We start from the raw sequence: 26,077 nt of genomic DNA on the forward strand, positions 1-26,077 counted from the left end.
CCGTTCTGGGAGTCTCAGCTCGCGAGGACCTCGTCGAGGAGGACGCTGGCCTTCTCTTCGTCGGTCTTCTCGGCGAGGGCCAGCTCGGAGATCAGGATCTGCTTCGCCTTGGCGAGCATGCGCTTCTCACCGGCCGACAGCCCGCGATCCTGGTCGCGGCGCCAGAGGTCGCGCACGACCTCGCTGACCTTGATGACGTCACCGGAGGCGAGCTTCTCGAGGTTGGCCTTGTAGCGGCGCGACCAGTTGGTCGGCTCCTCCGTGAAGGGAGCGCGCAGCACCTCGAAGACCTTGTCGAGACCCTCCTTGCCGATGACGTCTCGGACGCCGACCAGGTCGACGTTCTCTGCGGGGACTTCGATGATGAGATCACCCTGCGTGACGTTCAGCTTCAGGTACTTCTTCGTCTCGCCCTTGATGATCCGGTCTTTGACCTCGATGATCGTTGCCGCCCCGTGGTGGGGGTAGACGACCGTCTCGCCAACCTCAAAAAGCATGGAGTTATGTCCTTTCGGCAACCTCCAGGATACCACAGGAGAAATACGCTAAGGTTCTCCGCCCTGCCGTCCCGGCACCGCAGCGCGCCAGGCCGCGGCGATCGGCGGCTGCCGGCGCGGACCCCCTAGAATGCTGAAGAACCGTCATCCGTCTTGGGAGGATCTCGATGAACCGCCGCCAGGGATCTGCATCCGCCCCCACGGCCCGCCGTGCGATCGCCTCGCTCGCCGTGGCGGGTGCGCTCGTTCTCACGGCGACGGGTTGCAGCATGATCTCGCCGCAGGCGACCACGATCACCTACGACGCCGCCGAAGGCACCAACGTCTACGACTCCGGCCCCGTCGAGGTGCGGAACGCGCAGATCGTCGCGAACGAGGACGGCACCGAGGGCAACTTCGTCGCCGCGCTGATCAACCGGACCGACGAGACGCACACGCTCAACGTCGAACTGGGTGAGGGATCGACGATCTCGCTCACGGTCCGCGTGCCCGCCGACACCACCATGAGCCTGGGCACCGAGGACGAGGAGCCGATCCTCATCGAAGACCTCGACGCCCTGCCCGGCACCGACATGACCGCCTTCTTCCAGTCCGGCGACGCCGAGGGCGCACTGGTTTCGGTCCCCGTGCTCGACGGCACGCTCGACTACCTGGCGCCGCTCGCCCCCTGAGCAGCGCGCACAGACGCAGAAGAGGGCGCCCCGCCGGGGCGCCCTCTTCGTCGCTCTGCGGGATCAGCCCTCGAAGCGATAGCCGAGACCGCGCACCGTGACCAGCATCTCCGGCGAGCCGGGGTTCTGCTCGATGCGCGAGCGGATGCGCTTGATGTGCACGTCGAGCGTCTTGGTGTCGCCGAAGTAGTCGCTCCCCCACACCCGGTCGATGAGCTGGCCGCGGGTGAGCACGCGACCGGCGTTGCGCATCAGCACCTCGAGCAGCTCGAATTCCTTCAGCGGCATGTTGATCTCGCCGCCGTCGACGGCCACCGTGTGGCGGTCGATGTCGAGCACGACCCGTCCCCCTTCGAGCACGCGGTCCTCGAGGTCGGCGTCGATCTGCGAGAAGCGGCGCAGGACCGCGCGCATGCGCGCCAGCAGCTCCCGGGCCGAGTACGGCTTCGTGACGTAATCGTCGGCCCCCAGCTCGAGGCCCACCACGATGTCGACCTCGGAGTCCTTCGCCGTCAGCATGATGATGGGCACGGCGGACGTCGTACGGATCTGCCGGCACACCTCGGTGCCCGGCATGCCCGGCAGCATGAGATCCAGCAGCACGATGTCGGCGCCGCGCTCGCGGAACGCCGTCAGCGCGGCGGGGCCGTCTTCGGCGATCTCGACGTCGTAGCCTTCGCGACGCAGGAGATAGGCGAGCGGGTCGGCGAGGTCGGGCTCATCCTCGACGATCAGGACGCGGGTCATGCGGGGTCTCCATTCGTGGCGGAAGCAGGGATCGTCTCAGCGGCGCCCGCGGTCGGCGCCACGGCGGGCGCGGCGGGCGCGGCTGCGGCGGTGGGCGCGGTGGCTGCGGTTGGCGCGGTGGCTGCGGCCGGTGCGGCTGATGCGGCGGCAGGCCGCTTCTTCTTGCGGCCGCGCTTGGGCGCCGGGTCGACCGCGGGCGCGTCGATCTCGGGCAGCCGGATGGTGAAGGTCGAGCCGCGTCCGGGGCGCGACCACAGTCGCACGTCGCCGCCGTGGCGCTGCACGGCGTGCTTGACGATCGACAGGCCCAGTCCGCTGCCGCCGGTGCGGCGCGCTCGGGCGGGATCGGCGCGGTAGAAGCGCTCGAAGACGCGGTCCTGGTCGCCCTCGGCGATGCCGATGCCGCGGTCGGTGATCGCGATCTCGACCACGCGGTCGACGGCCTTGATCCCCACTCCGACACTCGATCCGCGCGGGGAGTACGCGATGGCGTTGGCGATGAGGTTGCCCACCGCTTCGCTCAGCACCTGCGCATCGCCGTGCACGTAGAGGCCGCGCGCGCCGCCGCGCACCACCTCGACGCCCGCCGAGTCGGCCTGGATGGCGTGCGCGTCCAGCGCCGAGGCGACGATCTCGTCGATCGACACGTCGCGCTGCGGCAGCTCATCGGCGGCCTGAAGGCGCGACAGGTTCATGATGCGCGAGGTGAGCAGAGCCAGGCGGGACGCCTCGGCCTGCAGCCGGGTCGCGAAGATGCGCACCTGGGGCGGATCGTCGGCGGCCGACTCGATCGCCTCGGCGAGCAGGCTCACCGCCCCGACGGGCGTCTTCAGCTCATGGCTGGTGTTGGCGACGAAGTCGCGACGCATCTCCTCGACGCGCTCCCGCTCGGTGATGTCGCGGAGCACGAGCAGCGTGAGGCGCGGCGAGATGCGCGACGCGCGGACGGCGACCAGGCGCGGCTCCGCCGGCGGCGCGCCACGGCGCAGACGCATCGTCTCCGTCGCGTTCGCCTCGGTGTCGGCCGAATCGCTCGTGCGGACCCGGCGCGCGAGGGTGCGCAGCTCGTCGGTGGGCAGCACGCCGCCCTCCACCAGATCGAAGGCCGCGGCCGCCGAAGACGATGCGAGGACGGTGAACGACGCGTCCACGACGAGGGCGGCGTCGTCCATGCCGTGCAGCACGCCCCGCACGCCATCGGGGATCTCGACCGACATGTCGGTGCGCGCGCGATCGCGCGCCCGCAGCGCCGCGACCACGAGAGCGGAGATCGACCCGCCGATGATGATCCCCGCGAGGAGGGCGAGCAGCGCGAGCTGCGTCGTTTCCATGTCACCAGCGTACGGGCAGGTAAACGGCTGCCTTCGACCAGAAGCGTGCACACCGGGCCCCGCCCGCTGATGTTCACCGCGCCAGCACCATCCGTTAACCTTCCCTGACGAGAATCGCCGGGGCGCGGGCGCAAGCCTCCCCGGAACCCACGAAAGGTGCATCGGAATGCGCGAAGTCTTCCACCAGTCCCTCGAGGACGTGCAGGGGCGTCTCGTCGAGATCGCCGAGCTCGTCACGGTCGCCATCGACAAGGCGACGCGGGCGTTCGGCACGAGCGACGTCGCCCTGGCGGAGGAGGTCATCGAAGCGGACGCCGTCATCGATGAGAAGGCCATCGCCCTCGACGAGCTCGCGATCGAGATCCTCGCGCGTCAGCAGCCGGTCGCCCGCGACCTGCGCATCGTCGTGAGCGCGCTGCGCATGAGCGCCTCGCTCGAGCGGATGGGCGACATCGCCGAGCACATCGCCCAGCTGACCCGCATGCGGTTCCCCGAGCGCGCGATCCCCAAGGGGCTCAAGTCGACGTTCCTGAAGATGGGCGAACTCGACGTCGAGGTCGCGCGCCAGCTCGCCGAGCTGCTGCGGACGCAGGACGGCGAGCTCATCGACCAGATCCGCAACAGCGACGACCGGCTCGACGAGCTGCATGTCTCGGTGTTCGAGAAGGTCCTGAGCGACACCTGGCAGGGCGAGGCGGCGGCGACCGTCGACGCGACGCTCGCCAGTCGCTATCACGAGCGATTCGGCGACCACGCGGTGTCGGTCGCCAAGAAGGTGGCGTACCTGTCCACGGGTGACTGGACCACGTCCACCGACACGATCGACGTCGTCACGCCCTCGGCGTAGGCGGCTTCGCCCCCGCCGCCTGTTCGGGTCAGGCCGCGGGGCGCATGAGAAGAGCGGATGCCGTCCGGGGGGAGGCATCCGCTCTTCGTCGTCGGCGTGAGGTCAGCCCTTGCCCTGGTTGGCCACGGCGGCCGCGCCCGCCGCGGCGGCCTCGGGGTCGAGGTACTCCCCCGCGCCGATCGGCTTCAGGTCCTCGTCGAGGCGGTACACCAGCGGGATGCCGGTGGGGATGTTGAGCTCGGCGATGTCGGCGTCGCTGATGCCGTCGAGGTGCTTGACGAGGCCGCGCAGCGAGTTGCCGTGCGCGGTGACCAGGACGGTCTTGCCGGCCTTCAGATCGGGCACGATGTCGCTGTGCCAGTACGGCAGCATGCGGTCGATGACGATCTTGAGCGACTCGGTGTCGGGCACCTCGCCGTCGATGCCGACGTAGCGGGGGTCGCCCACCTGGCTGTACTGGTCGTCGGCCGGCAGGGGCGGCGGCGGCACGTCGAAGGACCGGCGCCACAGCATGAACTGCTCGTTGCCGAACTCCTCGAGGGTCTGCGCCTTGTCCTTGCCCTGGAGCGCCCCGTAGTGGCGCTCGTTCAGGCGCCACGACCGCTTGACCGGGATCCACAGGCGGTCGGCGGCGTCGAGCGCGATGTTCGCGGTCTGGATGGCGCGGCTCAGCACGGAGGTGTGCAGGACGTCGGGAAGGATGCCGGACTCGGCGAGGAGCTCGCCGCCGCGCTGGGCCTCGGCCTTGCCCTGCTCGGTGAGGCGGACGTCGACCCATCCGGTGAACTGGTTGGTCTTGTTCCACTCGCTCTGCCCGTGGCGGAGGAGGATCAGCGTGTAAGGCGCGGTCATGCGCCCCATGATATCGGCGGCGCGTGACCGGCCCCTGTCCCGTGTCGGCGGCCGCGGCGGGCCGGCTGGCATCATGGAGGCATGGCGCGCGGACCGGTCGGGCAGATCACGCGCGGCACCACCGGCACCAACCGGCTCCGGCGCGTGGACCGCTGGATCGCGCGGCACCCGGCGCTGCGGCGCGCCGCCGACCCGCTGGTCGTCGACCTGGGCTACGGCGCGAGCGGCGTCACCGCCCTCGAGCTCTTCGCGCGGCTGTCGCAGGCCCGGCCCGATGTCGAGGTGCTGGGGCTCGAGATCGACCCCGCGCGCGTGGCGCGGGCGCGCGCGCAGCTGGAGGAGGTGCGCGCCGGGGCCACGTCGTTCCCGCGCGACGCGCGGGTGTCGTTCGCCCGAGGCGGGTTCGAGGTGCCGGTGGCCGGCGGGCGGCGTCCGGCGGTGGTGCGGGCGTTCAACGTCCTGCGGCAGTACGACGAGACCGACGTCCGGCACGCGTGGCAGACCATGGCCGGCCGCCTCGCGCCGGACGGGCTCCTCGTGGAGGGCACGTGCGACGAGATCGGCCGCATCTGCACCTGGGTGGCGGTCGGCCCCGACGCCGAGCCCCGCACCCTGACGGTGTCGCTGCGGCTCGCCGGGCTGCGGCATCCGTCCGTCGCCGCGGAGCGGCTGCCGAAGGCCCTCATCCATCGCAACGTTCCGGGAGAGCCGGTGCACGCGTTCCTCACCGCACTGGACGCTGAGTGGGAACGCGCCGCGAGCGTGACGCCCTTCGGACCGGTGCACCGGTGGCGCACCGCGCTGTCGGCGCTGCAGGCGGAGGGCTGGCCGCTTCTGGAGCGCTCACGGTGGCGTCTCGGCGAGGTCACCGTGCCGTGGAGCGCGGTCGCCCCCCGCTGAGCCGGCCGGCGCCTCGCGGTCGCGCCACGTCTGCCGCAGCTAGACCCGCGGCAGCACCGCGCGCGCCTCGGCGGAAGGCATGCCGGTGGCGGTCAGAAGGTCGACGGCGAGCGGGCGCAGCGCCGTGATGAGATTCAGCTCGGTCTGCGTCCCCTCCGGGAGGATCTGCGCCGGATCGAGCCGGGCGGCCACGGCGCGCACCGCCTCGCGCGCGGCCGGCTGCAGCGCGATGTCGTCGAGGCTCTCGCCGACGAGGGCCGCGCCGCGCATGAGCTCGGCGATGATCTCGGCCGGCACGGGGCGCCGCTGCCCGTCCTCGCAGAGGTAGACGGCGCGCCGCGCGACCACGCGGAGGTTGCGCGTGGCGAAGTCCATCGCCTGCAGCACCGTGTAGTGCCGCCGCAGCTCGGCGCGCTGCGGCCGCAGCCACGGCGAGAAGCCGGCGACGGCGAGGCCCGAGTCCAGGGATGCCCGCCAGTCGTCGATGCGCGGCCCGATGCTCCGCGCCTTGTCGAGGCCGCGTGCCGCCCGCAGAGCGTCGCCGCGGCGCAGTGCCTGGACGATGGTGCGCGCGGCGGCGTCGGCGGCGGCGAACACCGCGTGGCCGTCGCGCGCCTCCTCCCGCCGCGGATTGCGCGGGATCAGCGCCGTGACGACGAGTGCGGCGACGCCTCCCACGATGCCGTCGACCAGACGCGCGAACGGCTGACTCGCCGGCAGCGACATCACGATCGAGGCCTGGATGCCCGCCATGATCGCGAACGGCGGGTAGGGCGAGAGGAAGCGCGCGACGAGGAGGGTCACGCCCAGCGCGAGCGCCAGCTGCCACCAGCCCGGTCCGACCACCACGACGAACCCCTCGGCCACGAGGATTCCCACGAGCATCCCCACGACGGTCTCGAGCACGCGCCGGGGGCGCGCGTCGCGCACCAGCCCGAGGCTCGAGATGGTGACGGTCGCCGCGAGGAGCGGCGCGGAGTGCCCGATGACGTAGTGGGCGAACGCCCATGCCGCTGTCGCGGCCACCGTGATCTGGACGATGGCGATGGCGGACCCGCGCACCCGCGCCAGCTGCGGGCGCGGATCGAACCGGGCACGCCAACCGGTCGGCACGGCCTGGGTGATCGCGGCGGTGTCGCCGTCGCCGCTCACCGCCGTCGCTCCTACTGCGCCGCGGCGCGGCGCGAGAGCCGGGTGATGCGGGGCACGTTCGCCGTGGCGCCGGCGTCCGGCGGCACGACGACCTCCTGTGCCGCCGCGACCGGGCCGTCGGCGGTGTCCACCGTGAGCGCCGCGTCGACCGCGAGCGAGCGGCGCACGACGGCGAGCGCGATAGGCCCCTCTTCGAAGTGCAGGGCCGCGGAGGTGACGACGCCGACCTCGGCCTCGCCGTGACGCACCACGGCGCCGTGGGCGGGCAGGACGCTTCCCGAGCCGTCGAGCTGCAGGGCCACGAGCCGCCGCGGCGGGTGACCCAGGTTGTGGACCTTTGCGATCGTCTCCTGCCCGCGGTAGCAGCCCTTGTCCAGGTGCACGGCGGTGCGCAGCCAGTCCAGCTCGTGGGGCAGCGCGCGCTCGTCGACGTCGGTGGTCCACCGCGGCCGCCAGGCGGCGACCCGCAGCGCGTCGACCGCCGTCAGGCCCGCGAGCTCCAGCTCGCCGCGGGTCGCGGCATCCGCGATGCGCTGCTCTTCGTCGCGCGTGACGATCGCCTCCGCCCAATCGCGCTCGGCGCCGGGGTGCGGGTCGACCGCCGCGTACGCGTGGCCGCCGGGCGAGACGTCCGGCCACGGGTCGCGCCACACCAGCGGCAGCCCGGACGGCGCGGTCGGCGAGATCCGCTCGACCGCTGCGGCCGCGCCCCCGACCACCGCGTACTCGTCGGCGATGCGCGGGTCGACGCGCAGGCGGAAGCGCATCTTGCGGAGCCACTCGTGCAGCCCCGCGACGTCGGCGCGATCTGCGATGAGCCAGGCGGTCTCGCCGTCGTCGATGACGGATGCCGCGTGCTCGACGTGTCCGTGCGGGTCGAGGATGAGCAGCTCGGTGCCGACACCCGGCGCCAGCCGGGTCAGCGCCTGCGACGAGAGGGAGTCCAGCCAGCTGAGGCGGTCCTCGCCGGGAACCGCGATCACCGCGCGATCGCCCAGCGGAGCCAGTGCCGCACCCGCGGCCAGGCGCCGCTGCTCGATCAGCGGACTGCCGACGTGCTGGAGCCCGGCCTCGTCGACAACGGCACCGGGGATCGCGGCGAACGGGGCGCCGGGCGCAGCGGAAGCCATCACTCCACCCGCGCGAGACGCGCCGACGCGTGCGCGGCGAGCTCGAAGCCGAGTGCGGCGATGTCCCACGCCCACAGCAGGTGACCGTCGACGAGCCCGTACATGCGCGTCGCGGCGGAGTAGGCCTTGGAGCCCGCGGGACGGACGACGGCATCGGTCGCGACATCGATGCGGGGGCCCTTGATCTGGCCGAGGTAGAGCTCGCTCACGCCGTCGGCGTGCACGATCACCGCCTCCAGGTCGAATCCGCCGTCGTCGTTGCGCAGCTGCTCGATGTCGTCCGCGGTGCGCGCGACGGGAGCGGCGAGCGCGGGCAGGAGGCCCGGGCCGGCGTCGGCGTCGCCGGCCGGGATCGACAGCCGCCAGTAGCCGAGCTCCGCGACCAGGCGGGTGCCGCGCTCGGGATCCTCCGCGTCGTGGAGCCACGCTTCGGCGGAGTAGTTCAGGTACTGACCGCCGTCATGGCTGAAGCTGACGCGGTGCGTGAACTCGCCGCCGTACGAGTGCTCGGCGTAGTCGATGACGCCGGTGCCCTCCCACACGCCGATGAGCCACGAGAGGGGCACCAGCTCGGCGGGGAGGTCGGTCGGGATGTCGATCACGACGCGGCCCGTCAGCGCTGGCCGCGGTACAGGTTCTTGAGGACGACCGCGGAGACGAAGACGATCGCGAGCGACGCCAGACCGAGCAGGCCCACGAAGAACAGTTCGAGCGCGACGAGATCCATGGGAAGGAGTCTAGCCGGGAACGAGGGAGGCGAGTCCGAACCCGAGGCTGATGACGCCCATCACCAGCGCGGCGCCCAGCACGCTGGCCGCGACCCGCTCGGTGAACCCCTGGGAGCGGCCGGACCAGAGCTGGATCGCGAACGCCGTGAAGAGGCATCCACCCAGTCCCACGCCCAGCCATGCCGCCCGCGCGTCCGGCCCGGTGAAGAACCCGATGGCGACGGCGATCAGCGCGGCGAGCACCCAGACGGCGACGATGCCGCCGAAGGTGCGGCGAGGGGCGAGTTCAGGGACGGCCACGCACTCATCATCGCGCATGGGAACCGCGCGTGCACCCGCTTGCTCGCTGTCGGCGGATGTCGCGCGCACCGGCGGGCTCGTCGCCACGCCCTACACTGGGTTCGCGGCGCGCCCCCACGCGCTGGGAAGGCGATCCCTTGGCACAGCTCCTGGTTCTCAGCTCCACGCACGGCGGCGGCCCGGTCCTGCCCTCGCTCGAGCTGCTGAGCCACCGCGTGCGGCTGATCCCCGCCGAGCCCGCACAGCTCGTGAACGCCCCGAGCGCCGACATCATCTTCGTCGACGCCCGCGTCGACCTCGTGGGCGCGAAGTCGCTGTGCAAGATCCTGAACACGACCGGGCTCGACGCCCCGCTGCTGCTGATCGTGACCGAGGGCGGCCTGACCGCGGTGTCGCCGGACTGGGGCGTCGACGACGTCATCCTCTTCACCGCCGGCCCCGCCGAGGTCGACGCCCGCATCCGTCTCGCGGTGGGCCGCCAGTCCGCCGAACAGGTCTCGACCCGCATCCAGACCTCGGGCATCACGATCGACGAGTCCTCGTACTCCGCGAAGGTGCACGGGCGGCCGCTCGACCTCACGTACAAGGAGTTCCAGCTCCTCCACTTCTTCGCCACGCACCCGTCGCGCGTGTTCACCCGCGAGCAGCTGCTGAGCGAGGTGTGGGGCTACGACTACTTCGGCGGCACCCGCACGGTCGACGTGCACGTGCGGCGCCTGCGGGCGAAGCTCGGCGACATGGAGCAGCTCATCGGCACCGTGCGCAACGTGGGCTACCGCTTCAACGTCTACGAGGACGAGCCCGAGCCCGCCCCGCGCGAGCGCACGCAAGCCTGAGGGCGACCGCCGGGGCCTGAGGGCGATCGCCGGGGCCTAAGGGCGTGACGGCGAGCACGGGGCGGTCACCATAGACGCCCCGGTGGGCGCTGTCCACGGCATCCGTCCCGTTCACACTCTGGTCACGTGACCCTGCAATGATGAGGGGATGATCGAACCCGAGGTGCTCGACGCCGGCCTGGGCGATGCGGACGACGACGACTTCGAGATGTCGGAGGTCTTCGACTCGCAGCTGCCCGAACACCGCTATCTCGACCGCGAGCTCAGCTGGCTCGCGTTCAACCAGCGCGTGCTCGAGCTGGCCGAAGACCCCGACCTCCCCACGCTCGAGCGGGCGAACTTCCTCGCGATCTTCGCGAGCAACCTCGACGAGTTCTTCATGGTGCGGGTGGCGGGGCTCAAGCGCCGCATCGTGACCGGACTGGCGCTGCCCACCAACGTCGGCCGCTCCCCCGCCGACGTCCTCGCCGACATCTCGGCCGAGGCGCACCGTCTGCAGGTGCGCCACGCCGAGGCCTGGACGTCGCTGGTCAAGCCGGCGCTGGCCGACGCCGGCATCGAGATCGTCTCGTACTCGGCGCTCGGCGACGACGAGCGGGCCGAGCTGTACGAGTACTTCCAGGCCCAGGTGTTCCCCGTGCTGATGCCGCTCGCGGTCGACCCGGCGCATCCGTTCCCGTACATCTCGGGGCTGTCGCTGAACCTGGCGATCCGCATCCGCAGCGCGCGCACCGGCCGGCAGGAGTTCGCGCGCCTGAAGGTGCCGCCGATGCTGCCGCGGTTCGTGGAGCTGCCGTCGGTCGAGGGGGCGGTGCGCTACCTGCCGCTCGAGGACCTCATCTCGAACCACCTCGACGACCTCTTCCCCGGCATGGAGGTGCTCGACCATCACGCCTTCCGCCTCACGCGCAACGAGGACGTCGTGATCGAGGAGGACGAGACCGAGAACCTCATCCAGGCGCTCGAGGCCGAGCTGCTGCGCCGCCGCTTCGGGCCGCCGATCCGCCTCGAGATCACCGACGACATGGACGACGTGACGCTCGACCTCCTCATCAAGGAGCTCGACATCACCGAGCAGGAGGTCTACCGCCTGCCCGGGCCGCTCGACCTGCGCGGACTGTTCGACCTCGGGCGCCTGAACCGGCCCGACCTGCGCTACAAGGCGCACCTGCCGACCACGGCGCTGGCGTTCCAGCCGGGCGACAACAACGAGCGGCCTGACATCTTCGCCGCGATCCGCAAGGGCGACGTGCTGGTGCACCACCCCTACGAGTCCTTCGCCACCAGCGTGCAGGCCTTCCTGGAGCAGGCGGCGAAGGACCCCCACGTCCTCGCCATCAAGCAGACGCTGTACCGCACATCGGGCGACAGCCCCATCGTCGAGGCGCTCATCGACGCGGCCGAGGCGGGCAAGCAGGTGCTGGCCCTCGTCGAGATCAAGGCGCGCTTCGACGAAGCGAACAACATCGAGTGGGCGCGCAAGCTCGAGAAGGCCGGCGTGCATGTCGTCTACGGCCTGGTGGGCCTGAAGACCCACTGCAAGCTGGCGCTAGTGATTCGCGAGGAGAACGGCGTGCTGCGCAGCTACAGCCACGTCGGCACCGGCAACTACAACCCGAAGACCAGCCGCATCTACGAGGACTTCGGCCTGTTCACCGCCGACGACCTGGTCGGCCGCGACCTCACCCGGCTCTTCAACGAGCTGAGCGGCTACGCGATCGAGAAGAAGTTCAAGCGCCTCCTGGTGGCGCCGCTGCACCTGCGCAAGGGACTGCTGCGCCTCATCGACAAGGAGCGCCGCAACGCCCTCGCCGGCAAGCCCGCGAGCGTGCGCATCAAGGTGAACTCGATGGTCGACGAGCAGATCATCGATGCGCTCTACCGCGCGAGCCAGGCGGGCGTGAAGGTCGAGGTCTGGGTGCGCGGCATCTGCTCGCTGAAGCCCGGCGTCGAGGGCATGAGCGAGAACATCACGGTGCGCAGCATCCTCGGCCGCTACCTCGAGCACTCGCGCATCTTCGCCTTCCACAACGACGGCGACTCGGTGGTCTACATCGGCAGCGCCGACATGATGCACCGCAACCTCGACCGCCGGGTCGAGGCGCTCGTCCGGGTGTCGGCGCCGGCGCACGTGAAGGAGCTCAACGACCTCTTCGCGCTGGCGATGAGCGACACCACGAGCTCGTGGCACCTCGGACCCGACGGCGAGTGGATCCGGCATCACCTGGCCGACGACGGCGCGGCACTCCTCGACCTCCAGGACCGCACCATGACGAACGTGCAGCGGCGCCGGCGGGCCCGGGCGGTGCGATGACAGAGACCGCTGTCTATGCCGCGGGCGGCGTGGTCTGGCGCGTCGTCGACGACAAGCTGCGCATCCTGCTGATCCACCGCACGAAGTACCGCGACATCACGCTGCCCAAGGGCAAGGTCGATCCCGGCGAGATGCTGGCCGAGACCGCTGTCCGCGAGATCCATGAAGAGACCGGCATCCGCGTCGCGCTCGGGGTGCCGGTGGGGGTGTCGCGCTACCGGCTGCCCAGCAAGCGCACCAAGATCGTGCACTACTGGGCCGCCGAGGCGACGGACGCGGCGATCCGGGCATCCGCCTTCGTCCCCAACAAAGAGATCGCGGCGATCGAGTGGGTGTCGCCCAAGAAGGCGCTGCGCCGGCTGAGCTACCCGGTCGACATCGAGATCGTGGAGAACTTCCTGCGCCTCGTCGACGAGGGCGTGCTGCGCACCTTCCCCATCGTGGCGCTGCGCCACGCGAAGGCCGTCCCCCGCGAGCAGTGGAAGGGGAAGGATGCCGCGCGCCCGCTCGCCGCACGCGGGCGCAAGCAGGCGGAGTCCATCGTGGGGCCGCTCCTGGCGTTCGGGGTGCGGCGGATCGTGTCGAGCCCGGCCGACCGGTGCACGGCGACCGTCGCGCCGCTGTCGGCGGCGATCGGCCGGAGCGTCGACACCACGAAGCACATCAGCCAGGACGCCTGGGAGGAGGGCCGGTCGGATGCCCGCACGGTCATCGGCGAACGCGTGCGCTCGCGCAAGCCGGCGGTGCTGTGCAGTCACGGACCGGTGCTGCCCGACGTCCTGAGCGAGCTCGCCCTGGCCACCGGGACGCTGCGCGGCTCGTACCTCGGCAGCGCGTCGGCTCTCGAGCCCGCGGCCTTCTCGGTGGTGCACCTGTCGGTGGACAACCCCGGCTCGGGGATCGTCATGATCGAGACGCACGAGCCCAAGGTCTGATGCTCGCCATCGGATCGATCGTCGACATCGGGTGGGTGGCGATCGCTCCGGGTGCTCCGCGTCGTCGCCAGGCCTGGCACCTGCTGTCGGGCATGCTGCCGCACGGCGCCGTGCTCGACAACCGGTGCCCCCGCTGCGACGGCCCGCACGGTCGGGTGACCGTCTCGGGGGCGCCGTTCCTGGCGAGCGTGACGTACGCGGCGGGCTATGCGATCGCGGCGGTGGCGTCGATGACGGATGCCGCGGCCCTGGGCATCGACGCCGAGCCCGAGGTCGACGCGCGAAGGGATGCCGCCGGCATGCGTGGCGTGCTCGGCGCCGGCGAGGCGACGGTGCGGGAGTGGACGCGGGTCGAGGCCGCCCTCAAGGCCGACGGCCGGGGCCTCCGCGTCGACCCTGGGAGCGTGGTCGTGACAGCGGCGGACGACGGCTGGACGGCCGGCGTGCCGGACGGCGCCGTCTACGACGGCTGGGATGCGCCGGGCCCGGCCGGCGTGCTGCTCAGCGTCGCACTCCTCGCACCCGGTCGCGCCTGATTCACGGCGACGACGACGGCGCGGGCAGCTCGGGCAAGGGCGCCTTGTCGAGCCACTCCGACAGCAGCGCCGTGGCATCGGCGCCGCCGGTCCGGCCTACGAGCTCCCGGAACGAGTCCGTCGTCGTGAGGCCATGGCGGTGCTGCTGCACCCACGCACGCAGGAGCGCGCCGAACGCGTCGCCGCCGAGCGTCCGACGCAAGGCCTCGAGGGTCAGCGCCCCCCGCTTGTAGACGCGGTCGTCGAACATGAGACGGGGCCCCGGCTCGGAGATCACGAGGTCCTGCGGGAGCGCCCGCAGGCGGGCGTGGTGGCGGTCGGCGAGTGCGGCGATGCCGGGTCCTCCGGATGCCTCCGACCACACCCATTCGGCGAAGCACGCGAAGCCCTCATTGAGCCAGATGTCGCGCCACTTCTCCACACCCACGCTGTTGCCGAACCACTGGTGCGCGAGTTCGTGCGGCACGAGGCGCTCGGCTTCGGGCACGAAGTGGTTGGCTCCGAAGACGGCGAGGCCCTGCGCCTCGAGCGGGATCTCCAGCTCGTCGGGCGTGACGACGATCGTGCAGTGCTCCTGCGGATACGGTCCGAAGGCCTGCTCGAACGTCTCGAGCATGCGCGGCACATCCGCGAACCAGCGGCGCGCCGCCGAGGCGAGCTGCGGCGGCGCGAGGAGCCGGGCGCGTCCGATCGCGCTCTCGCGGTACGGCCCGATGTGCACGGCGGCGAGGTAGGTGGCGGTGGGCACTCCCGAGACGAACTCCCACCGCGTGAGCCCGCCCTCGCGGACCGGCGGGCGGGCCACGCCCGTCGCCGCGACGGCGTAGTCGTCATCGGTGGTGACGGCGATCCGGTAGCGCGCACGGTCGTCGGGGCGATCGTTGCAGGGGAACCAAGTGGGCGCGCCGATCGGCTGCGACGCCACGAGCACCCCGTCCTCCAGCTCCTCCCAGCCGATGGCGCCCCACGTCGACCGGCGCGGTCCGGGCGCGCCGGCGTAGCGGACCTCGATCGAGAACTCCTCGCCGGGCTCCACCACCCGCGGCAGCGTCACGCGCAGGGACGCGGCATCCTGAGCGAATCTCGTGCGAGGGTCGCCGTCCACCCGAACCCGCGACGCGCGGAGGCCGACCAGGTCGAGCCGCGCCGCGCGCAGCCGCTCGGCGGCGACCGCGTTGACGACCGCGCGCCCCTCGAGCCGGTTCGTGCGGACGCGGTAGCGCAGGTCGAGGTCGTACGAGACCACGTCGTACGAGTCGTCGCCGCTGCGCGGCGTGTAGGGGTCGGGGCCGATCACGAGGTCGACTGGTAGGCGCGGACGGTCACGGCACGCCAGGGTCCGATCGGGTTGCCGCTCCAGCGCGAGCCGACGGGCACGGACTCGCCGCGCATCACGAGCGACGCCGGCCCCACCGTCGCGTGGGCCCCGATCGCCGCGGCCGGGAGGATGACGCTGTGCGGTCCGAGGGTCGCCCCGGCCTCGAGCTCGACGGTGTCCATGCTCATGATTCGATCATGGAACAGGTGCGTCTGCACGACGCACCCGCGGTTCACGGTCGAGGCGTCGCCGAGCGTGACCAGGTCGGGCTCGGGCAGCCAGTAGCTCTCGCACCACACGCCGCGGCCGATGCGCGCGCCGAGGCTCCGCAGCCACACGGCGAGCGCGGGCGTGCCGGCTGCCGCGCGGGCGAACCAGGGCGCCGCCAGCATCTCGGTGAAGGTGTCCGACACCTCGGTGCGCCACACGAAGCTCGACCACAGCGGCTGCTCCCCCGCGCGGATCGGGCCCACGATGACCCACTTCGCCGCGGTCGCCACGCCGGCAGCGACCGCCCCGGCGGTCAGCATGACGACACCCGAGAGCAGCAGCGTGACCCACGGGCCGACCAGCTGCACGAGAGCGGCGAGTGCGAACAGCACCAGCAGCCCCAGCGCGCACGTCGCGAGGACCGCGACGAAGCGGCCGAGCTCCCACAGGGCGCGCGCGACGCGGAGGCCCGTCGGCGGGTCGTACGTCCGGCTCGCATCGCTCTCGTTCGGCTGCCGGCGCAGGCGCGTCGCGGGCGACCCCAGCCACGACGAGCCCGCCTTGGCCTTGACCGGTGCCGCCGACAGCACCGCCACCAGGCCGTCCTTCGGCACCGTGTGCCCGGGCGGGGCCATCCCGGAGTTCCCGAGGAACGCGCGCTTGCCGATGCGCACCTCGCCGAGCCGCAGCCATCCGCCGCGCATCTCGTACGAGGCGACCATCGTGTCGTCGGCGAGGAAGGCGCCGTCTTCGATGCGGGTCATCGCGGGGATCAGCAGGACGGTGGATGCCTCGACGTCGCGGCCGACGCGGGCACCGAGGAGCCGCAGCCAGATCGGCGTGAAGAGACTCGAGTAGAGCGGGAACAGGATCGTGCGGGCGGAGTCGAGCAGGCGCTCGGTGGTCCACGCCTGCCAGCCGATGCGGCTGCGCACGGGGTGCGTGCCCTCCCGGAGGCCGAGCGACGCGAGCCGGACGCCCACGACGACGGCCCCGGCGTAGACGACCCCGGCCACGAGCACCGCCGGCACCAGCCACGCGAACGCCGCCCCGAGGGCCGCCGCGAGGTTCGAGGACCCGCGCATGCCGAGCGCCAGGATCACGCCGCCCGCCGCGAAGCTCAGGATCGGCAGGAGCCCGAGTGCGACGGCCGAGGCGGCGTACGCCCACAGCCAGCGACGCGCCACGGGCGGCCGCTCGGCGGGCCAGTCCTCGGCTCGCCCGCCGACGCGGACGGCCGGCGAACCGGCCCAGGACTGATCGGACCGCACGCGCCCGAACACCGCCGACCCGGGTGCGATCTCGGCGCGCTGGCCGATCCGGGTGCCCGGCGCAAGCGTGCTGCGGGTGCCGACCGTGGCGTCCGCGCCGATGCGCACCTCGCCGATCCGCACCAGGTCGCCGTCGATCCAGTAGCCGCTGAGGTCGACCTCCGGCTCGATCGAGGCTCGGTCGCCGACCTTCAGCATCCCGGTGATGGGCGGCAGGGTGTGCATGTCGACGTCGGTGCCGATGCGCGCCCCCAGCGCGCGGGCGTAGTACGACACCCACGGCGCCCCGGAGAGGCCCACCGCGTCGACCTGATCGGCGATCTGCTCGGCCAGCCACAGCCGCAGGTGCACCGAGCCGCCGCGCGGGTAGTCGCCGGGGCGCAGTCCCGCCAGCAGCAGGCGAGCGGATGCCGCAGCGATCCCCATGCGGCCGAACGGCGTCGCGAAGAGCACGAGGCCGATCACGAGCACCCACCACGGGGCGGCCGGAAGCGCCTCGAATCCCGGGAAGAGCCGCAGGATGGCGCCGGCGGTCAGCAGGTAGAGCAGCCAGCGCACGCCCGACAGGATGAACAGCGGCGCACCGAGGATGGTCTGCGTCCACTGCGTCGCGCGGGGCGTGGGCTCCGGCATCCGGAATCCGCTCGTCTCCTCGCGCGAGAGGAAGGGCTGCAGCGCCTTCGCCATCGCCCCCAGCCGCGGCACGTCGTAGATGTCGGCGACCGAGAAGTCCGGAACGCGCGCGCGGATGCGCGACACCAGCTGCGCCGCCGCGAGCGACCCGCCGCCGAGGTCGAAGAAGTCGGCCTTGCGGTCCGGCACGGGAAGCCCGAGGACCGCCTGCCACTGCTCGGCGAGCCACGCCTCGTCGGGACTGAGATCGGACCGCGGCACGTCGAGGTCGGGAAGCGGCCACGGCAGCGCGGCGCGGTCGACCTTGCCCGACGTGCGCACCGGCAGGTCGGGCACAACCGCCAGGAGCGGCATGACCCCCGCGGGCAGGCGCTCGGCGAGGTGCCCGCGGGCGGCGGCGCGATCGAGCTCGCCGTCGACCACGAGGTAGCCGACCAGCACCGGGACGCCCGCCTCGCTGGTGCGCACCGCCGCGCTGGCGGCGGTGACCCCGGCGAGGTCCTGCAGCGCGTTCTCGACCTCGCCGAGTTCGATGCGGCGTCCGCCGACCTTGACCTGATCGTCGGCGCGGCCCACGAAGAGCAGCCCCTCGGGGTCGTACCGGACGAGATCGCCGGAGCGGTAGGCGCGGTCCCAGCCGAGCGTCGGCATCGGCGCGTACTTCTCGCGGTCCTTGGCGGGGTCGAGGTAGCGCGCGAGGCCGACGCCGCCGATGATCAGCTCGCCCACCTCGCCCGATGCGACCTGGACGTCGTCGGCGCCGACGACGGCCAGCGCCCAGCCGTCGAGCGGCAGGCCGATCCGCACCGGGGCGCCGGCCTCCAGAAGCGCGCCGCACGCGACGACCGTCGCCTCGGTCGGGCCGTACGTGTTCCACACCTCACGGCCCTCGGCGACCAGCCGCGCGACCAGTTCGGGCGGGCAGGCCTCGCCGCCGAAGATGAGCAGCCGCACGTTCTCGATCGCGTCTGCGGGCCACATCGCGGCGAGGGTCGGCACCGTCGAGACGACCGTGATCCCCTGCCGGATGAGCCAGGGCGCGAGGTCCTCGCCCGACCGCACGAGCGAACGGGGTGCGGGAACGAGGCAGGCGCCGTGGCGCCATGCCAGCCACATCTCCTCGCACGAGGCGTCGAACGCGACGGACAGGCCCGCGAGCACCCGGTCGCCGGGGCCGATCGGCGCCTGCTGCAGGAACATCCGCGCCTCGGCGTCGACGAACGCCGCGGCCGAGCGGTGCGACACCGCCACGCCCTTCGGCACGCCGGTCGATCCCGAGGTGAAGATCACCCAGGCGTCGTCGTCGACCGTCGGCGGGGGCACGGTGACGATCGCGTGCGTGCTCGGGTGGGGCGCGTCGCCGCCGAAGAGCGGCGAGCGGTCTTCCGTGGGTTCCACGCCCGACGGGGCGTAGACACCGCCCTCACCGATGACGCCCCGCACCTGCGCCTCGCCGAACACGAGCCGGGCGCGCTCCTCGGAATCGTCGGCGTCGACCGGAACGTAGGCGGCGCCCGCGGCGATCACGCCGAGGATCGAGATGTACAGCTCCTTCGAGCCCGAGGGCATGCGCACGCCGACGCGGTCGCCGCGGCGCACACCGGCCTCGTGCAGGCGGGCGGCGGTGCGTCCGACGCGGGCCATGAGCTCGCGATAGCTCAGCGCGCCCGAGCCGTCGTCGAGAGCGGATGCCTCGGGGGTGCGCTGCACGGTGGCGCGCAGGATGTCCAGCAGCGTGCGCGGCGACGGTGCCGCGGCGGTGCGATCCAACAGAGCCGGCACGGCCGGCAGCGAATCGACGCCCGACACGTCAGGACAGCAGCGCGATCAGGTCGGCCTTGGCGAGCCGTGAGTAGCCGGTCCTGCCCGCGGCGCGGGCCCGCTCGCGCAGCTCCGCGACGGTGAGCGCCTCGAGCCCGGCATCCGCCGACGGGGCACTCTTCACGGGCACCTTCGCGGGGACCTTCGCGGATGCCGCGGCCTTCGCCGGTGCGGGGGCCTTCGCCGGTGCGGCGGCCTTCGCCGGCGCGGCGGCCTTCGCCGGGGCGGCGGCCGTCGCGGACGCCGGGGCTTTGGCGGGCGCGGGGCGCTTCGCGGGGGCCGGGCGTTTGGCGGGCGCGGCAGTCGTCGGGGCCGCCGACGTCGTGGCGGGCGCCGCCGGGGCCACGGCCGCAGGCGCCGGTGCAGCAGGCTCGGACGGCGCGGCGGCGACCGCCGGCGCGGGGGCCGCGGCATCCGTCTCCCGTGCCGAGGCGATCTCCTGCTCGAGCTTCAGGTCAGCGTCGCGGGCCTCGTCCTCGGCCTTCGCGGCCGCCCGCTCGGCCTTGGCAGCAGCCTTCTTCAGGGCCTTGGCCTCGGCCGCCCGCGTCTTCGCCGCCTCGGCGGCCGCGGCGGCATCGGCGGCGGCGCGCTCGGCCTCGGCGCGCAGACGCGCCTTCTTCTCCGCCTTCACGATCGCCGCGCGGGTGGCCTTGCGCACGCGCTCTTCTGCGCGATGAGCCTTCTTCGTGACCTTGCCGGGGTTCTTGCGCAGCGCCTTCTTCGAGACGTCGACGTCGTCGATCGTGTCGGCGGCGACCTCACGGAGCTTCTTGGCCGGCTTCCCGGGGAGGGTCTTCGCGACCTTCCGGGCTTGCCGGGCGGCTGCCGCCGCGTCGTCGATCGCGTCCAGTGCCTTGCGCTGCGCCTTCGTGGTCTTGCTCATGCGTGGCACCTTAGCGGGCGCGGGTGAACGGCAGACCTCGCATGTCGCGGGATTCCGCGGATCCCGGCTGGTCGAGCTCGATGCCGATGCATGGATGTCGGCATCCCGTTCACCTTCCGTTCACCCGCGCAGCGCAGTCTCTTAAGAGTCCGAGCCTACGTTTCAGATCGAACCCCGCACCGGGTTCGCACCCGAAGGCCGATCCGGCCGAATTCCCTGACACGTGAAGGATTCACACAGTGAAGATCTCCCGCATCGCCCAGGTGGGCGCTGTCGCAGCTGTTTCCGCCCTCGCTCTCGCCGGCTGCGCCGCGAACGAGGCGACCGGCAGCACGAACGACGAGACCACCGCAGCGTCGGACCTCTCCGGCGAGATCGCCGGTGGTGGCGCTTCGTCGCAGGAGGTCGCGGTCCAGGCCTGGACCGCCGGCTTCCAGACCGCCAACCCCGACGTCACCATCACGTACGACCCCGCCGGCTCCGGCGCGGGCCGTGAGTCGTTCCAGGCCGGCGCGTTCCCGTTCGCGGGTTCGGACCGTGCCTTCACGGCCGAAGAGATCGAAGAAGGCCCGTTCGACGCGTGCGTCGAGGGCTCCGGCATCCTCGAGCTGCCCACCTACATCTCGCCGATCGCCGTCATCTTCAACATCGAGGGCGTCGACGAGCTCAACCTCGACGCGGCCACCATGGCGGGCTTGTTCGCCGGCACGATCACCAACTGGAACGACCCGGCGATCGCCGCGCTGAACCCCGACGCGACACTCCCCGACCTCGCTGTGACGCCGGTGCACCGCGCCGACGACTCGGGCACCACCGAGAACTTCACCGACTACCTCGGCCAGGCCGCACCCGACGTGTGGACCTTCGAGGCGGATGGCGTGTGGCCGTCGACCCCGGTCGCCGGTGAGGCCGCCCAGGGCACCTCGGGCGTCGTCTCGGCGGTCGCCGGCGGCAACGGCACCATCGGCTACGCCGATGCGTCGCGCGCTGCCGAGGAGGGCCTGTCGACCGCCGCCGTCAAGGTCGGCGACGAGTTCGTCGAGTACTCGCCCGAGGCCGCGGCCGCGATCGTCGACGCATCGCCCCTCGAAGAGGGCCGCGGCGAGGGCGACCTCGCCATCGCGCTGGACCGCACCTCGGAGGAGGCCGGCGTCTACCCGATCGTCCTCGTGAGCTACATGATCGCGTGCCAGGAGTACGCCGACGCGGCCGTCGCGCCGATCGTCAAGGGCTACCTCCAGTACATCGCGAGCCCCGAGGGCCAGGACGCTGCGGCTGCCGCCGCGGGCAACGCCCCGATCTCGGACTCGCTGCGCGAGCAGATCGACGCCGCGATCGACACGATCGTCACGGAGTAAGACCCACGTACCCGGCCCGGTTTCCGCAACCGGGCCGGGTACACCCGTGAAACCCGAACCAGAAGGACACCATGACCACGACCACCACCGCCCCGGCGGCAAAGGTCAAGCAGCGGCCGGGCGACCGCTGGTTCTCCGGAACCGCGCTCGGAGCGGGCGTGATGATCCTCGTCACCCTCGCCGCCGTCGCGATCTTCCTCATCATCCAGTCGATCCCGGGTATCACCGCCACGAGTGAGAACGCCAGCATCCTCTCGGGCAACTTCTGGGAGTACGTCTGGCCGCTCGCCTTCGGCACCGTGTGGGCCTCCTTCCTGGCGCTGCTGATGGCCGTCCCGCTCGCGGTCGCCGTCGCGCTCTTCATCTCCCACTACGCGCCGCGCCGCCTCGCGCAGGGTCTCGGCTACATCGTCGACCTGCTCGCCGCGGTGCCCTCGGTCGTCTTCGGCCTGTGGGGCATCATGGTGCTCGCCCCCGCCGTGCAGCCCGTCTACGCCTGGCTGAACGCGAACATGGGCTGGTTCCCACTCTTCGGCGGCACGGTCTCCAGCACCGGACGCACCATCTTCACCGCCGCCATCGTCCTGGCCGTCATGGTCGTCCCGATCATCACGGCGATCTGCCGCGAGATCTTCCTGCAGACCCCGGTCCTCCACGAAGAGGCCGCGCTCGCCCTCGGCGCCACGCGCTGGGAGATGATCCGCATGGCCGTCTTCCCGTTCGGGCGCAGCGGCATCGTGTCGGCCTCGATGCTCGGTCTCGGCCGCGCGCTCGGCGAGACCATGGCCGTGGCCATGGTGCTCTCGGTCGCCAACGTCGTGACCTTCCAGCTCTTCACGTCCGAGAACCCCGGCACGATCCCCGCGAACATCGCGCTGACCTTCCCCGAGGCCTACGGCGTGAACGTCAACGTGCTGATCGCGACCGGCCTCATCCTCTTCATCGTCACCTTCGCGGTCAACGCCATCGCCCGATGGATCGTCAGCCGCCGCAAGGAATTCTCGGGAGCGAACTGACATGACCTCGACGATCGCTCCTCCCCAGGCGCCGCAGTCGGCGTCCCACCGCGAGACCCCGCGCCTGACCAGCGGCCGCCTGCCGAAGTGGGCGCCCTGGGGCATCCTCGCCGTCAGCGCCGCCGTGAGCGCCGCGGTCTTCGCGATCCCCACCCTCGGCTCGGGCGAGTCGTTCAACCTCGCCGGCTGGGCCGTCGTGGGCGCCGTGCTCTACCTCGTGCTCATCACCCTCATCTCGGCGCTGGTCGAGGGGCGCCGCAAGGCCGTCGATCGTCTCGTGACGGGCGTCGTGACCATCGCGTTCGGCGTCGCCATGGTGCCGCTGGTGTCGGTCGCTGTGACGGTCATCGTCAACGGCGTCGCCGGCCTCTCGGCGGAGTTCTTCAACTCGTCGATGCGCAACGTGGTCGGCGAGGGCGGAGGCGCGCTCCACGCGATCGTGGGCACCCTGCTCATCACGCTCGCCGCCGCAGTCATCTCGATCCCGATCGGGATCTTCACCGCGATCTACCTCGTGGAGTACGGCAACGGCCGACGGCTCGCACAGGGCATCACCTTCCTCGTCGACGTCATGACCGGCATCCCGTCGATCGTGGCCGGCCTGTTCGCCTACGCGGTGTTCGCGCTCATCTTCGGCCCCGGCATCCGCATGGGCATCATGGGCTCGATCGCGCTCTCGGTGCTCATGATCCCCGTCGTGGTCCGCTCGACCGAAGAGATGCTGCGCCTCGTGCCCAACGAGCTGCGCGAGGCGTCGTACGCACTCGGCGTGCCGAAGTGGCGCACGATCGCCAAGGTCGTCCTGCCGACCTCGGTGGCGGGCATCACGACGGGCGTCATGCTCTCGATCTCGCGCGTCATCGGCGAGACTGCGCCCCTCCTGCTCACCGCGGGTGTGGCCACCTCGATGAACTACAACCTGTTCGACGGCCGCATGATGACGCTTCCGGTGTTCGCGTACTCGCAGTACATGAACCAGGGCATCCCCGCGCAGGCCTACATCGACCGCGCCTGGTCGGCCGCGCTCGTCCTCATCGTCATCGTCATGGTGCTGAACCTCGTCGCGCGCATCGTCGCGAAGGTGTTCTCCCCGAAGCTGGGCCGCTGAGCCTCCCCTACCCGAAAGCACTGGCAGAAATCATGTCCAAGAGCATCGAAGTCAACGATCTCAACGTCTACTACGGCGACTTCCTGGCCGTCGAGGGCGTCTCGCTCGACATCGAGCCGCGGAGCGTCACCGCCTTCATCGGCCCCTCCGGCTGCGGCAAGTCGACGTTCCTGCGCACCCTGAACCGCATGCACGAGGTGATCCCCGGCGCCCGCGTCGAGGGCGAGGTGCTGCTGGACGGCGACAACCTCTACGGCGCGAACGTCGACCCCGTGCTCGTGCGCCGGCAGGTCGGAATGGTGTTCCAGCGCCCCAACCCATTCCCCACGATGTCGATCAAGGAGAACGTACTGGCGGGCGTCAAGCTCAACAACAAGAAGATGTCGAAGTCGGACTCCGACGCCCTCGTCGAGAAGTCGCTGCGCGGGGCGAACCTGTGGAACGAGGTCAAGGACCGCCTCGACAAGCCGGGCTCGGGCCTCTCGGGCGGTCAGCAGCAGCGCCTGTGCATCGCGCGCGCGATCGCCGTCTCGCCCGAGGTCATCCTCATGGACGAGCCCTGCTCGGCCCTCGACCCGATCTCGACCTACGCCATCGAGGAGCTCATCGGCGAGCTGAAGAACGACTACACCGTCGTCATCGTCACGCACAACATGCAGCAGGCCTCGCGCGTGAGCGACAAGACGGCGTTCTTCAACATCGCCGGCACCGGCAAGCCCGGGAAGCTCATCGAGTACAACGAGACGAAGGCGATCTTCACGACCCCGTCCGTGCAGGCCACCGAGGACTACGTCTCCGGCCGATTCGGCTGACCGCCGCAGGCGGACACCCGAATCCGGTTGTCGAGTAGCGAGGCACGAGCGTATCGAGACACGGCTGACCGCCGCAGGCGGACAACCGAATCCGGTCCGGTTTCGACGAAGCCCTTCGCCGCATGGCGAAGGGCTTCGTCGTTCGCGGATCAGTCGCGAGGAGTGAGCAGGTAGCGGTTGAAGGATGCCGTCAACTCGGCGTCGACCGCCAGCTCGCGCCCGTCGACGGCCCGGATGGGCGCGGCCAGGCGAACGCTCGACACCAGCCACGCGGCATCCGCCTTCTCGAGGTCCGTCACCGGGATCGTCTCGTAGGCGGTCTCGGAACCGCCCTCTTCGAGGTGTGCGAAGAGGCTCAGCTGCGTCGTGCCGTGCAGGATGCCGCCGTTCGGAGCCGGGGTGACGAAGCGTCCGTCGATGCGCAGGATCAGCGAGGCCGTCGGAGCCTCGAGCACGAAGCCGTCCGACGAGATGAACACCGCGTCGTCGGCGCCGCGCCGCTTGGCCTCGCGGATCGCCGCCATGTTGACCGCGTACGAGAGCGTCTTGGCTCCCAGCAGCAGCCATGGCGCCCGGGCCGGCGTATCGATGCCGTAGCCGCGGTCGAGGGTCACGACGCGGATGCCGCGGTCGCGGACCGCGGAGTTGTCGGGCGCTTCGGCAGCCGTCACCCACGCGGTCGGCGTGGGACCGTGTTCCACCCCGCGGCTCAGGATCAGCTTGATCACCGCCTCGCCCTCCGGCGGGCAGTGCTCCGCGGCGATCGCGACGGCCTGCCGCCACTGCTCGAGGTGCGGCGCGGGCAGGTCGCACAGCCGCGCTGAGTGCGCGAGGCGGTCGAGGTGCGGCCCCACCTCCTGCGCGTGCCGGTCGACGACTCCGATGGACTCGAAGATGCCGTCGCCGCGCTGGGTGCTCATCTCCCCCACGCTCAGCGCCGGTGCCGCCACGTCGATGGGGGTGAAGGTGTCGCCGAAGTCGGTGCGGGCATCGCCCGCTGCCGCCGGATCGATCACGAGAGCGAAGCGCCAAGCCATGGCACGAGCATAGGCCGGGGAATACCCTCCCCTCCGCCTCCGTTAGACTGTGATGGCCGGGCCGCAGTAACCCCGGGCTCCAAAATTTGCCGCTTCGAGCGGCGCCGCGCCGAGAGGCGTTCTGCGGCCCGGCACTTCCATGCCTGCGGACGTTTCGGGTCGCGGGGCGCTGCACCACGGGGTCGGAGAAAACCACCCGGTCGGACCCCACCGCCGCATCAACCCCGACACGATGCCGATCTCCGACCTTATGGCGACGAAACGCGGGGGGACGGATGCCTCAGCCCGAGGAACCCGGAACCACAGGGTCGGAGAAAACCACCCCGCCGGACCCCACAGCCGCATCCGGCCCGACGCGACGCAGATCTCCGACACTGCGGCGGCGACACCCCGACGGGACGGATGCCTCCACCCAGCGCGCCCCGGCACCACAGGGTCGGAGAAAACCACCCCGCCGGACCCCACAGCCGCATCCGGCCCGACGCGACGCAGATCTCCGACACTGCGGCGGCGACACCCCGACGGGACGGATGCCTCCACCCAGCGCGCCCCGGAACCACAGGGTCGGAGAAAACCGCCCCGCCGGACCCCCCAGCCACATCGACCCCGACGCGACGCAGATCTCCGACCTTGCGGCGGCGACCCGCGGGCGACACGGATGCCTCAGCCCAAGGCATCCGGAACCACAGGGTCGGAGAAAACCACCCGGTCGGACCCCACCGCCACATCCGGCCCGACGCGACGCAGGTCTCCGACCTTGCGGCGGCGACCCGCGGGCGACACGGATGCCTCAGCCCACGGCATCCGGAACCACAAGGTCGGAGAAAACCACCC

At 71.7% G+C, this 26,077-nt stretch carries 23 protein-coding genes; 11 read left to right on the forward strand and 12 right to left on the reverse strand.

Going from position 1 to position 26,077, the window contains the following annotated elements:
- Positions 1-14: 14 nt before the first annotated feature.
- The gene (locus tag R8Z57_RS01630; RefSeq protein WP_045298114.1) at positions 15-497 is read right to left on the reverse strand and encodes a CarD family transcriptional regulator; all 483 of its coding nucleotides are present in this window, start codon (positions 495-497) and stop codon (positions 15-17) included.
- A gap of 167 nt (positions 498-664) precedes the next feature.
- On the opposite strand from R8Z57_RS01630, the gene R8Z57_RS01635 reads away from it, so the two are divergent.
- A complete protein-coding gene (locus R8Z57_RS01635; protein ID WP_318352012.1) occupies positions 665-1,168 on the forward strand; it encodes a DNA modification methylase in 504 nt (167 codons plus the stop codon).
- A gap of 63 nt (positions 1,169-1,231) precedes the next feature.
- On the opposite strand, the gene R8Z57_RS01640 is transcribed toward R8Z57_RS01635, so the two are convergent.
- Both R8Z57_RS01640 and R8Z57_RS01645 read right to left on the reverse strand, forming a co-directional pair.
- Positions 1,232-1,915, reverse strand: coding sequence for a response regulator transcription factor (locus tag R8Z57_RS01640; RefSeq protein WP_318352013.1), 684 nt, complete (start codon positions 1,913-1,915; stop codon positions 1,232-1,234).
- Positions 1,912-3,246 carry a sensor histidine kinase gene (locus tag R8Z57_RS01645; RefSeq protein WP_318352014.1) on the reverse strand — a complete coding sequence of 445 codons (1,335 nt, stop codon included), beginning with the start codon at positions 3,244-3,246 and terminating at the stop codon, positions 1,912-1,914. The genes R8Z57_RS01640 and R8Z57_RS01645 overlap by 4 nt, the downstream gene beginning before the upstream one ends.
- 166 nt (positions 3,247-3,412) lie before the next feature.
- Here R8Z57_RS01645 and phoU point away from each other — a divergent pair, with 166 nt between their 5' ends.
- The gene (gene phoU / locus R8Z57_RS01650) at positions 3,413-4,093 is read left to right on the forward strand and encodes a phosphate signaling complex protein PhoU (RefSeq protein ID WP_318352015.1); all 681 of its coding nucleotides are present in this window, start codon (positions 3,413-3,415) and stop codon (positions 4,091-4,093) included.
- 102 nt (positions 4,094-4,195) lie between these two features.
- Here phoU and R8Z57_RS01655 read toward each other — a convergent pair whose 3' ends face one another.
- Entirely contained in the window at positions 4,196-4,945 is a 750-nt protein-coding gene (locus R8Z57_RS01655) for a phosphoglyceromutase (RefSeq protein ID WP_318352016.1), read from the reverse strand.
- A gap of 81 nt (positions 4,946-5,026) precedes the next feature.
- Here R8Z57_RS01655 and R8Z57_RS01660 point away from each other — a divergent pair, with 81 nt between their 5' ends.
- Positions 5,027-5,845 (forward strand): class I SAM-dependent methyltransferase, encoded by an 819-nt coding sequence (locus tag R8Z57_RS01660; RefSeq protein ID WP_318352017.1) that lies wholly within the window; start codon positions 5,027-5,029, stop codon positions 5,843-5,845.
- A gap of 39 nt (positions 5,846-5,884) precedes the next feature.
- Here the strand turns inward: R8Z57_RS01660 and R8Z57_RS01665 are convergent, their stop codons facing one another.
- The 4 genes from R8Z57_RS01665 to R8Z57_RS01680 all read right to left on the reverse strand — a co-directional run bounded on the left by R8Z57_RS01665 (position 5,885) and on the right by R8Z57_RS01680 (position 9,155).
- The gene (locus tag R8Z57_RS01665; protein ID WP_318352018.1) at positions 5,885-6,997 is read right to left on the reverse strand and encodes an FUSC family protein; all 1,113 of its coding nucleotides are present in this window, start codon (positions 6,995-6,997) and stop codon (positions 5,885-5,887) included.
- An 11-nt stretch (positions 6,998-7,008) separates the two neighbouring features.
- Positions 7,009-8,127 carry a YgfZ/GcvT domain-containing protein gene (locus R8Z57_RS01670; RefSeq protein ID WP_318352019.1) on the reverse strand — a complete coding sequence of 373 codons (1,119 nt, stop codon included), beginning with the start codon at positions 8,125-8,127 and terminating at the stop codon, positions 7,009-7,011.
- The gene (locus tag R8Z57_RS01675; RefSeq protein ID WP_318352020.1) at positions 8,127-8,729 is read right to left on the reverse strand and encodes an FABP family protein; all 603 of its coding nucleotides are present in this window, start codon (positions 8,727-8,729) and stop codon (positions 8,127-8,129) included. The genes R8Z57_RS01670 and R8Z57_RS01675 overlap by 1 nt, the downstream gene beginning before the upstream one ends.
- Before the next feature lie 135 nt (positions 8,730-8,864).
- Positions 8,865-9,155 carry a hypothetical protein gene (locus tag R8Z57_RS01680; protein WP_318352021.1) on the reverse strand — a complete coding sequence of 97 codons (291 nt, stop codon included), beginning with the start codon at positions 9,153-9,155 and terminating at the stop codon, positions 8,865-8,867.
- A gap of 137 nt (positions 9,156-9,292) precedes the next feature.
- Here R8Z57_RS01680 and R8Z57_RS01685 point away from each other — a divergent pair, with 137 nt between their 5' ends.
- The 4 genes from R8Z57_RS01685 (at position 9,293) to R8Z57_RS01700 (ending at position 13,776) form a co-directional block, all read left to right on the forward strand.
- Positions 9,293-9,991: a response regulator transcription factor gene (locus R8Z57_RS01685; protein WP_308869924.1), complete on the forward strand. Its 699-nt coding sequence runs from the start codon at positions 9,293-9,295 to the stop codon at positions 9,989-9,991.
- Between the two features lie 148 nt (positions 9,992-10,139).
- Entirely contained in the window at positions 10,140-12,305 is a 2,166-nt protein-coding gene (locus tag R8Z57_RS01690) for an RNA degradosome polyphosphate kinase (RefSeq protein WP_318352022.1), read from the forward strand.
- Positions 12,302-13,240, forward strand: coding sequence for an NUDIX hydrolase (locus tag R8Z57_RS01695; RefSeq protein ID WP_318352023.1), 939 nt, complete (start codon positions 12,302-12,304; stop codon positions 13,238-13,240). Before R8Z57_RS01690 ends, R8Z57_RS01695 begins: the two co-directional genes overlap by 4 nt.
- Entirely contained in the window at positions 13,240-13,776 is a 537-nt protein-coding gene (locus R8Z57_RS01700; RefSeq protein ID WP_318352024.1) for a chemotaxis protein CheY, read from the forward strand. The genes R8Z57_RS01695 and R8Z57_RS01700 overlap by 1 nt, the downstream gene beginning before the upstream one ends.
- 1 nt (position 13,777) lies before the next feature.
- Here R8Z57_RS01700 and R8Z57_RS01705 read toward each other — a convergent pair whose 3' ends face one another.
- The 3 genes from R8Z57_RS01705 to R8Z57_RS01715 are packed head-to-tail and all read right to left on the reverse strand — an operon-like array spanning position 13,778 to position 19,912.
- The gene (locus tag R8Z57_RS01705) at positions 13,778-15,073 is read right to left on the reverse strand and encodes a M1 family metallopeptidase (RefSeq protein WP_318352025.1); all 1,296 of its coding nucleotides are present in this window, start codon (positions 15,071-15,073) and stop codon (positions 13,778-13,780) included.
- Positions 15,070-19,017, reverse strand: coding sequence for a Pls/PosA family non-ribosomal peptide synthetase (locus R8Z57_RS01710; protein WP_378723488.1), 3,948 nt, complete (start codon positions 19,015-19,017; stop codon positions 15,070-15,072). The genes R8Z57_RS01705 and R8Z57_RS01710 overlap by 4 nt, the downstream gene beginning before the upstream one ends.
- A 1-nt stretch (position 19,018) precedes the next feature.
- Positions 19,019-19,912 carry a hypothetical protein gene (locus tag R8Z57_RS01715; protein WP_318352026.1) on the reverse strand — a complete coding sequence of 298 codons (894 nt, stop codon included), beginning with the start codon at positions 19,910-19,912 and terminating at the stop codon, positions 19,019-19,021.
- A gap of 239 nt (positions 19,913-20,151) precedes the next feature.
- Here R8Z57_RS01715 and pstS point away from each other — a divergent pair, with 239 nt between their 5' ends.
- The 4 genes from pstS (at position 20,152) to pstB (ending at position 24,206) form a co-directional block, all read left to right on the forward strand.
- Positions 20,152-21,270 (forward strand): phosphate ABC transporter substrate-binding protein PstS, encoded by a 1,119-nt coding sequence (pstS, locus tag R8Z57_RS01720; RefSeq protein WP_318352027.1) that lies wholly within the window; start codon positions 20,152-20,154, stop codon positions 21,268-21,270.
- Between the two features lie 71 nt (positions 21,271-21,341).
- On the forward strand, positions 21,342-22,286 hold the full coding sequence (gene pstC / locus R8Z57_RS01725) for a phosphate ABC transporter permease subunit PstC (RefSeq protein ID WP_318352028.1): 945 nt from the start codon (positions 21,342-21,344) through the stop codon (positions 22,284-22,286).
- Position 22,287: 1 nt separating this feature from the next.
- A complete protein-coding gene (gene pstA, locus R8Z57_RS01730) occupies positions 22,288-23,394 on the forward strand; it encodes a phosphate ABC transporter permease PstA (protein ID WP_318352029.1) in 1,107 nt (368 codons plus the stop codon).
- A 32-nt stretch (positions 23,395-23,426) separates the two neighbouring features.
- Positions 23,427-24,206, forward strand: a complete 780-nt coding sequence (gene pstB / locus R8Z57_RS01735) for a phosphate ABC transporter ATP-binding protein PstB (protein WP_318352030.1) — start codon at positions 23,427-23,429, stop codon at positions 24,204-24,206.
- Positions 24,207-24,355: 149 nt separating this feature from the next.
- On the opposite strand, the gene R8Z57_RS01740 is transcribed toward pstB, so the two are convergent.
- On the reverse strand, positions 24,356-25,243 hold the full coding sequence (locus tag R8Z57_RS01740; protein ID WP_318352031.1) for an aminodeoxychorismate lyase: 888 nt from the start codon (positions 25,241-25,243) through the stop codon (positions 24,356-24,358).
- Between the last annotated feature and the right edge of the window lie 834 nt (positions 25,244-26,077).

The sequence above is a fragment of the Microbacterium sp. M3 genome, assembly GCF_033548675.1.
Taxonomy (GTDB): Bacteria; Actinomycetota; Actinomycetes; order Actinomycetales; family Microbacteriaceae; genus Microbacterium; species Microbacterium arthrosphaerae.

Excerpts from the sequence above, each read along its gene's own strand:
- R8Z57_RS01630 (WP_045298114.1), bottom strand. The coding sequence starts at position 497 with ATGCTTTTTGAGGTTGGCGAGACGGTCGTCTACCCCCACCACGGGGCG.
- R8Z57_RS01635 (WP_318352012.1), top strand. The coding sequence starts at position 665 with ATGAACCGCCGCCAGGGATCTGCATCCGCCCCCACGGCCCGCCGTGCG.
- R8Z57_RS01640 (WP_318352013.1), bottom strand. The coding sequence starts at position 1,915 with ATGACCCGCGTCCTGATCGTCGAGGATGAGCCCGACCTCGCCGACCCG.
- R8Z57_RS01645 (WP_318352014.1), bottom strand. The coding sequence starts at position 3,246 with ATGGAAACGACGCAGCTCGCGCTGCTCGCCCTCCTCGCGGGGATCATC.
- phoU (WP_318352015.1), top strand. The coding sequence starts at position 3,413 with ATGCGCGAAGTCTTCCACCAGTCCCTCGAGGACGTGCAGGGGCGTCTC.
- R8Z57_RS01655 (WP_318352016.1), bottom strand. The coding sequence starts at position 4,945 with ATGACCGCGCCTTACACGCTGATCCTCCTCCGCCACGGGCAGAGCGAG.
- R8Z57_RS01660 (WP_318352017.1), top strand. The coding sequence starts at position 5,027 with ATGGCGCGCGGACCGGTCGGGCAGATCACGCGCGGCACCACCGGCACC.
- R8Z57_RS01670 (WP_318352019.1), bottom strand. The coding sequence starts at position 8,127 with ATGGCTTCCGCTGCGCCCGGCGCCCCGTTCGCCGCGATCCCCGGTGCC.
- R8Z57_RS01690 (WP_318352022.1), top strand. The coding sequence starts at position 10,140 with ATGATCGAACCCGAGGTGCTCGACGCCGGCCTGGGCGATGCGGACGAC.
- R8Z57_RS01695 (WP_318352023.1), top strand. The coding sequence starts at position 12,302 with ATGACAGAGACCGCTGTCTATGCCGCGGGCGGCGTGGTCTGGCGCGTC.
- R8Z57_RS01700 (WP_318352024.1), top strand. The coding sequence starts at position 13,240 with ATGCTCGCCATCGGATCGATCGTCGACATCGGGTGGGTGGCGATCGCT.
- R8Z57_RS01715 (WP_318352026.1), bottom strand. The coding sequence starts at position 19,912 with ATGAGCAAGACCACGAAGGCGCAGCGCAAGGCACTGGACGCGATCGAC.
- pstC (WP_318352028.1), top strand. The coding sequence starts at position 21,342 with ATGACCACGACCACCACCGCCCCGGCGGCAAAGGTCAAGCAGCGGCCG.
- pstA (WP_318352029.1), top strand. The coding sequence starts at position 22,288 with ATGACCTCGACGATCGCTCCTCCCCAGGCGCCGCAGTCGGCGTCCCAC.
- pstB (WP_318352030.1), top strand. The coding sequence starts at position 23,427 with ATGTCCAAGAGCATCGAAGTCAACGATCTCAACGTCTACTACGGCGAC.
- R8Z57_RS01740 (WP_318352031.1), bottom strand. The coding sequence starts at position 25,243 with ATGGCTTGGCGCTTCGCTCTCGTGATCGATCCGGCGGCAGCGGGCGAT.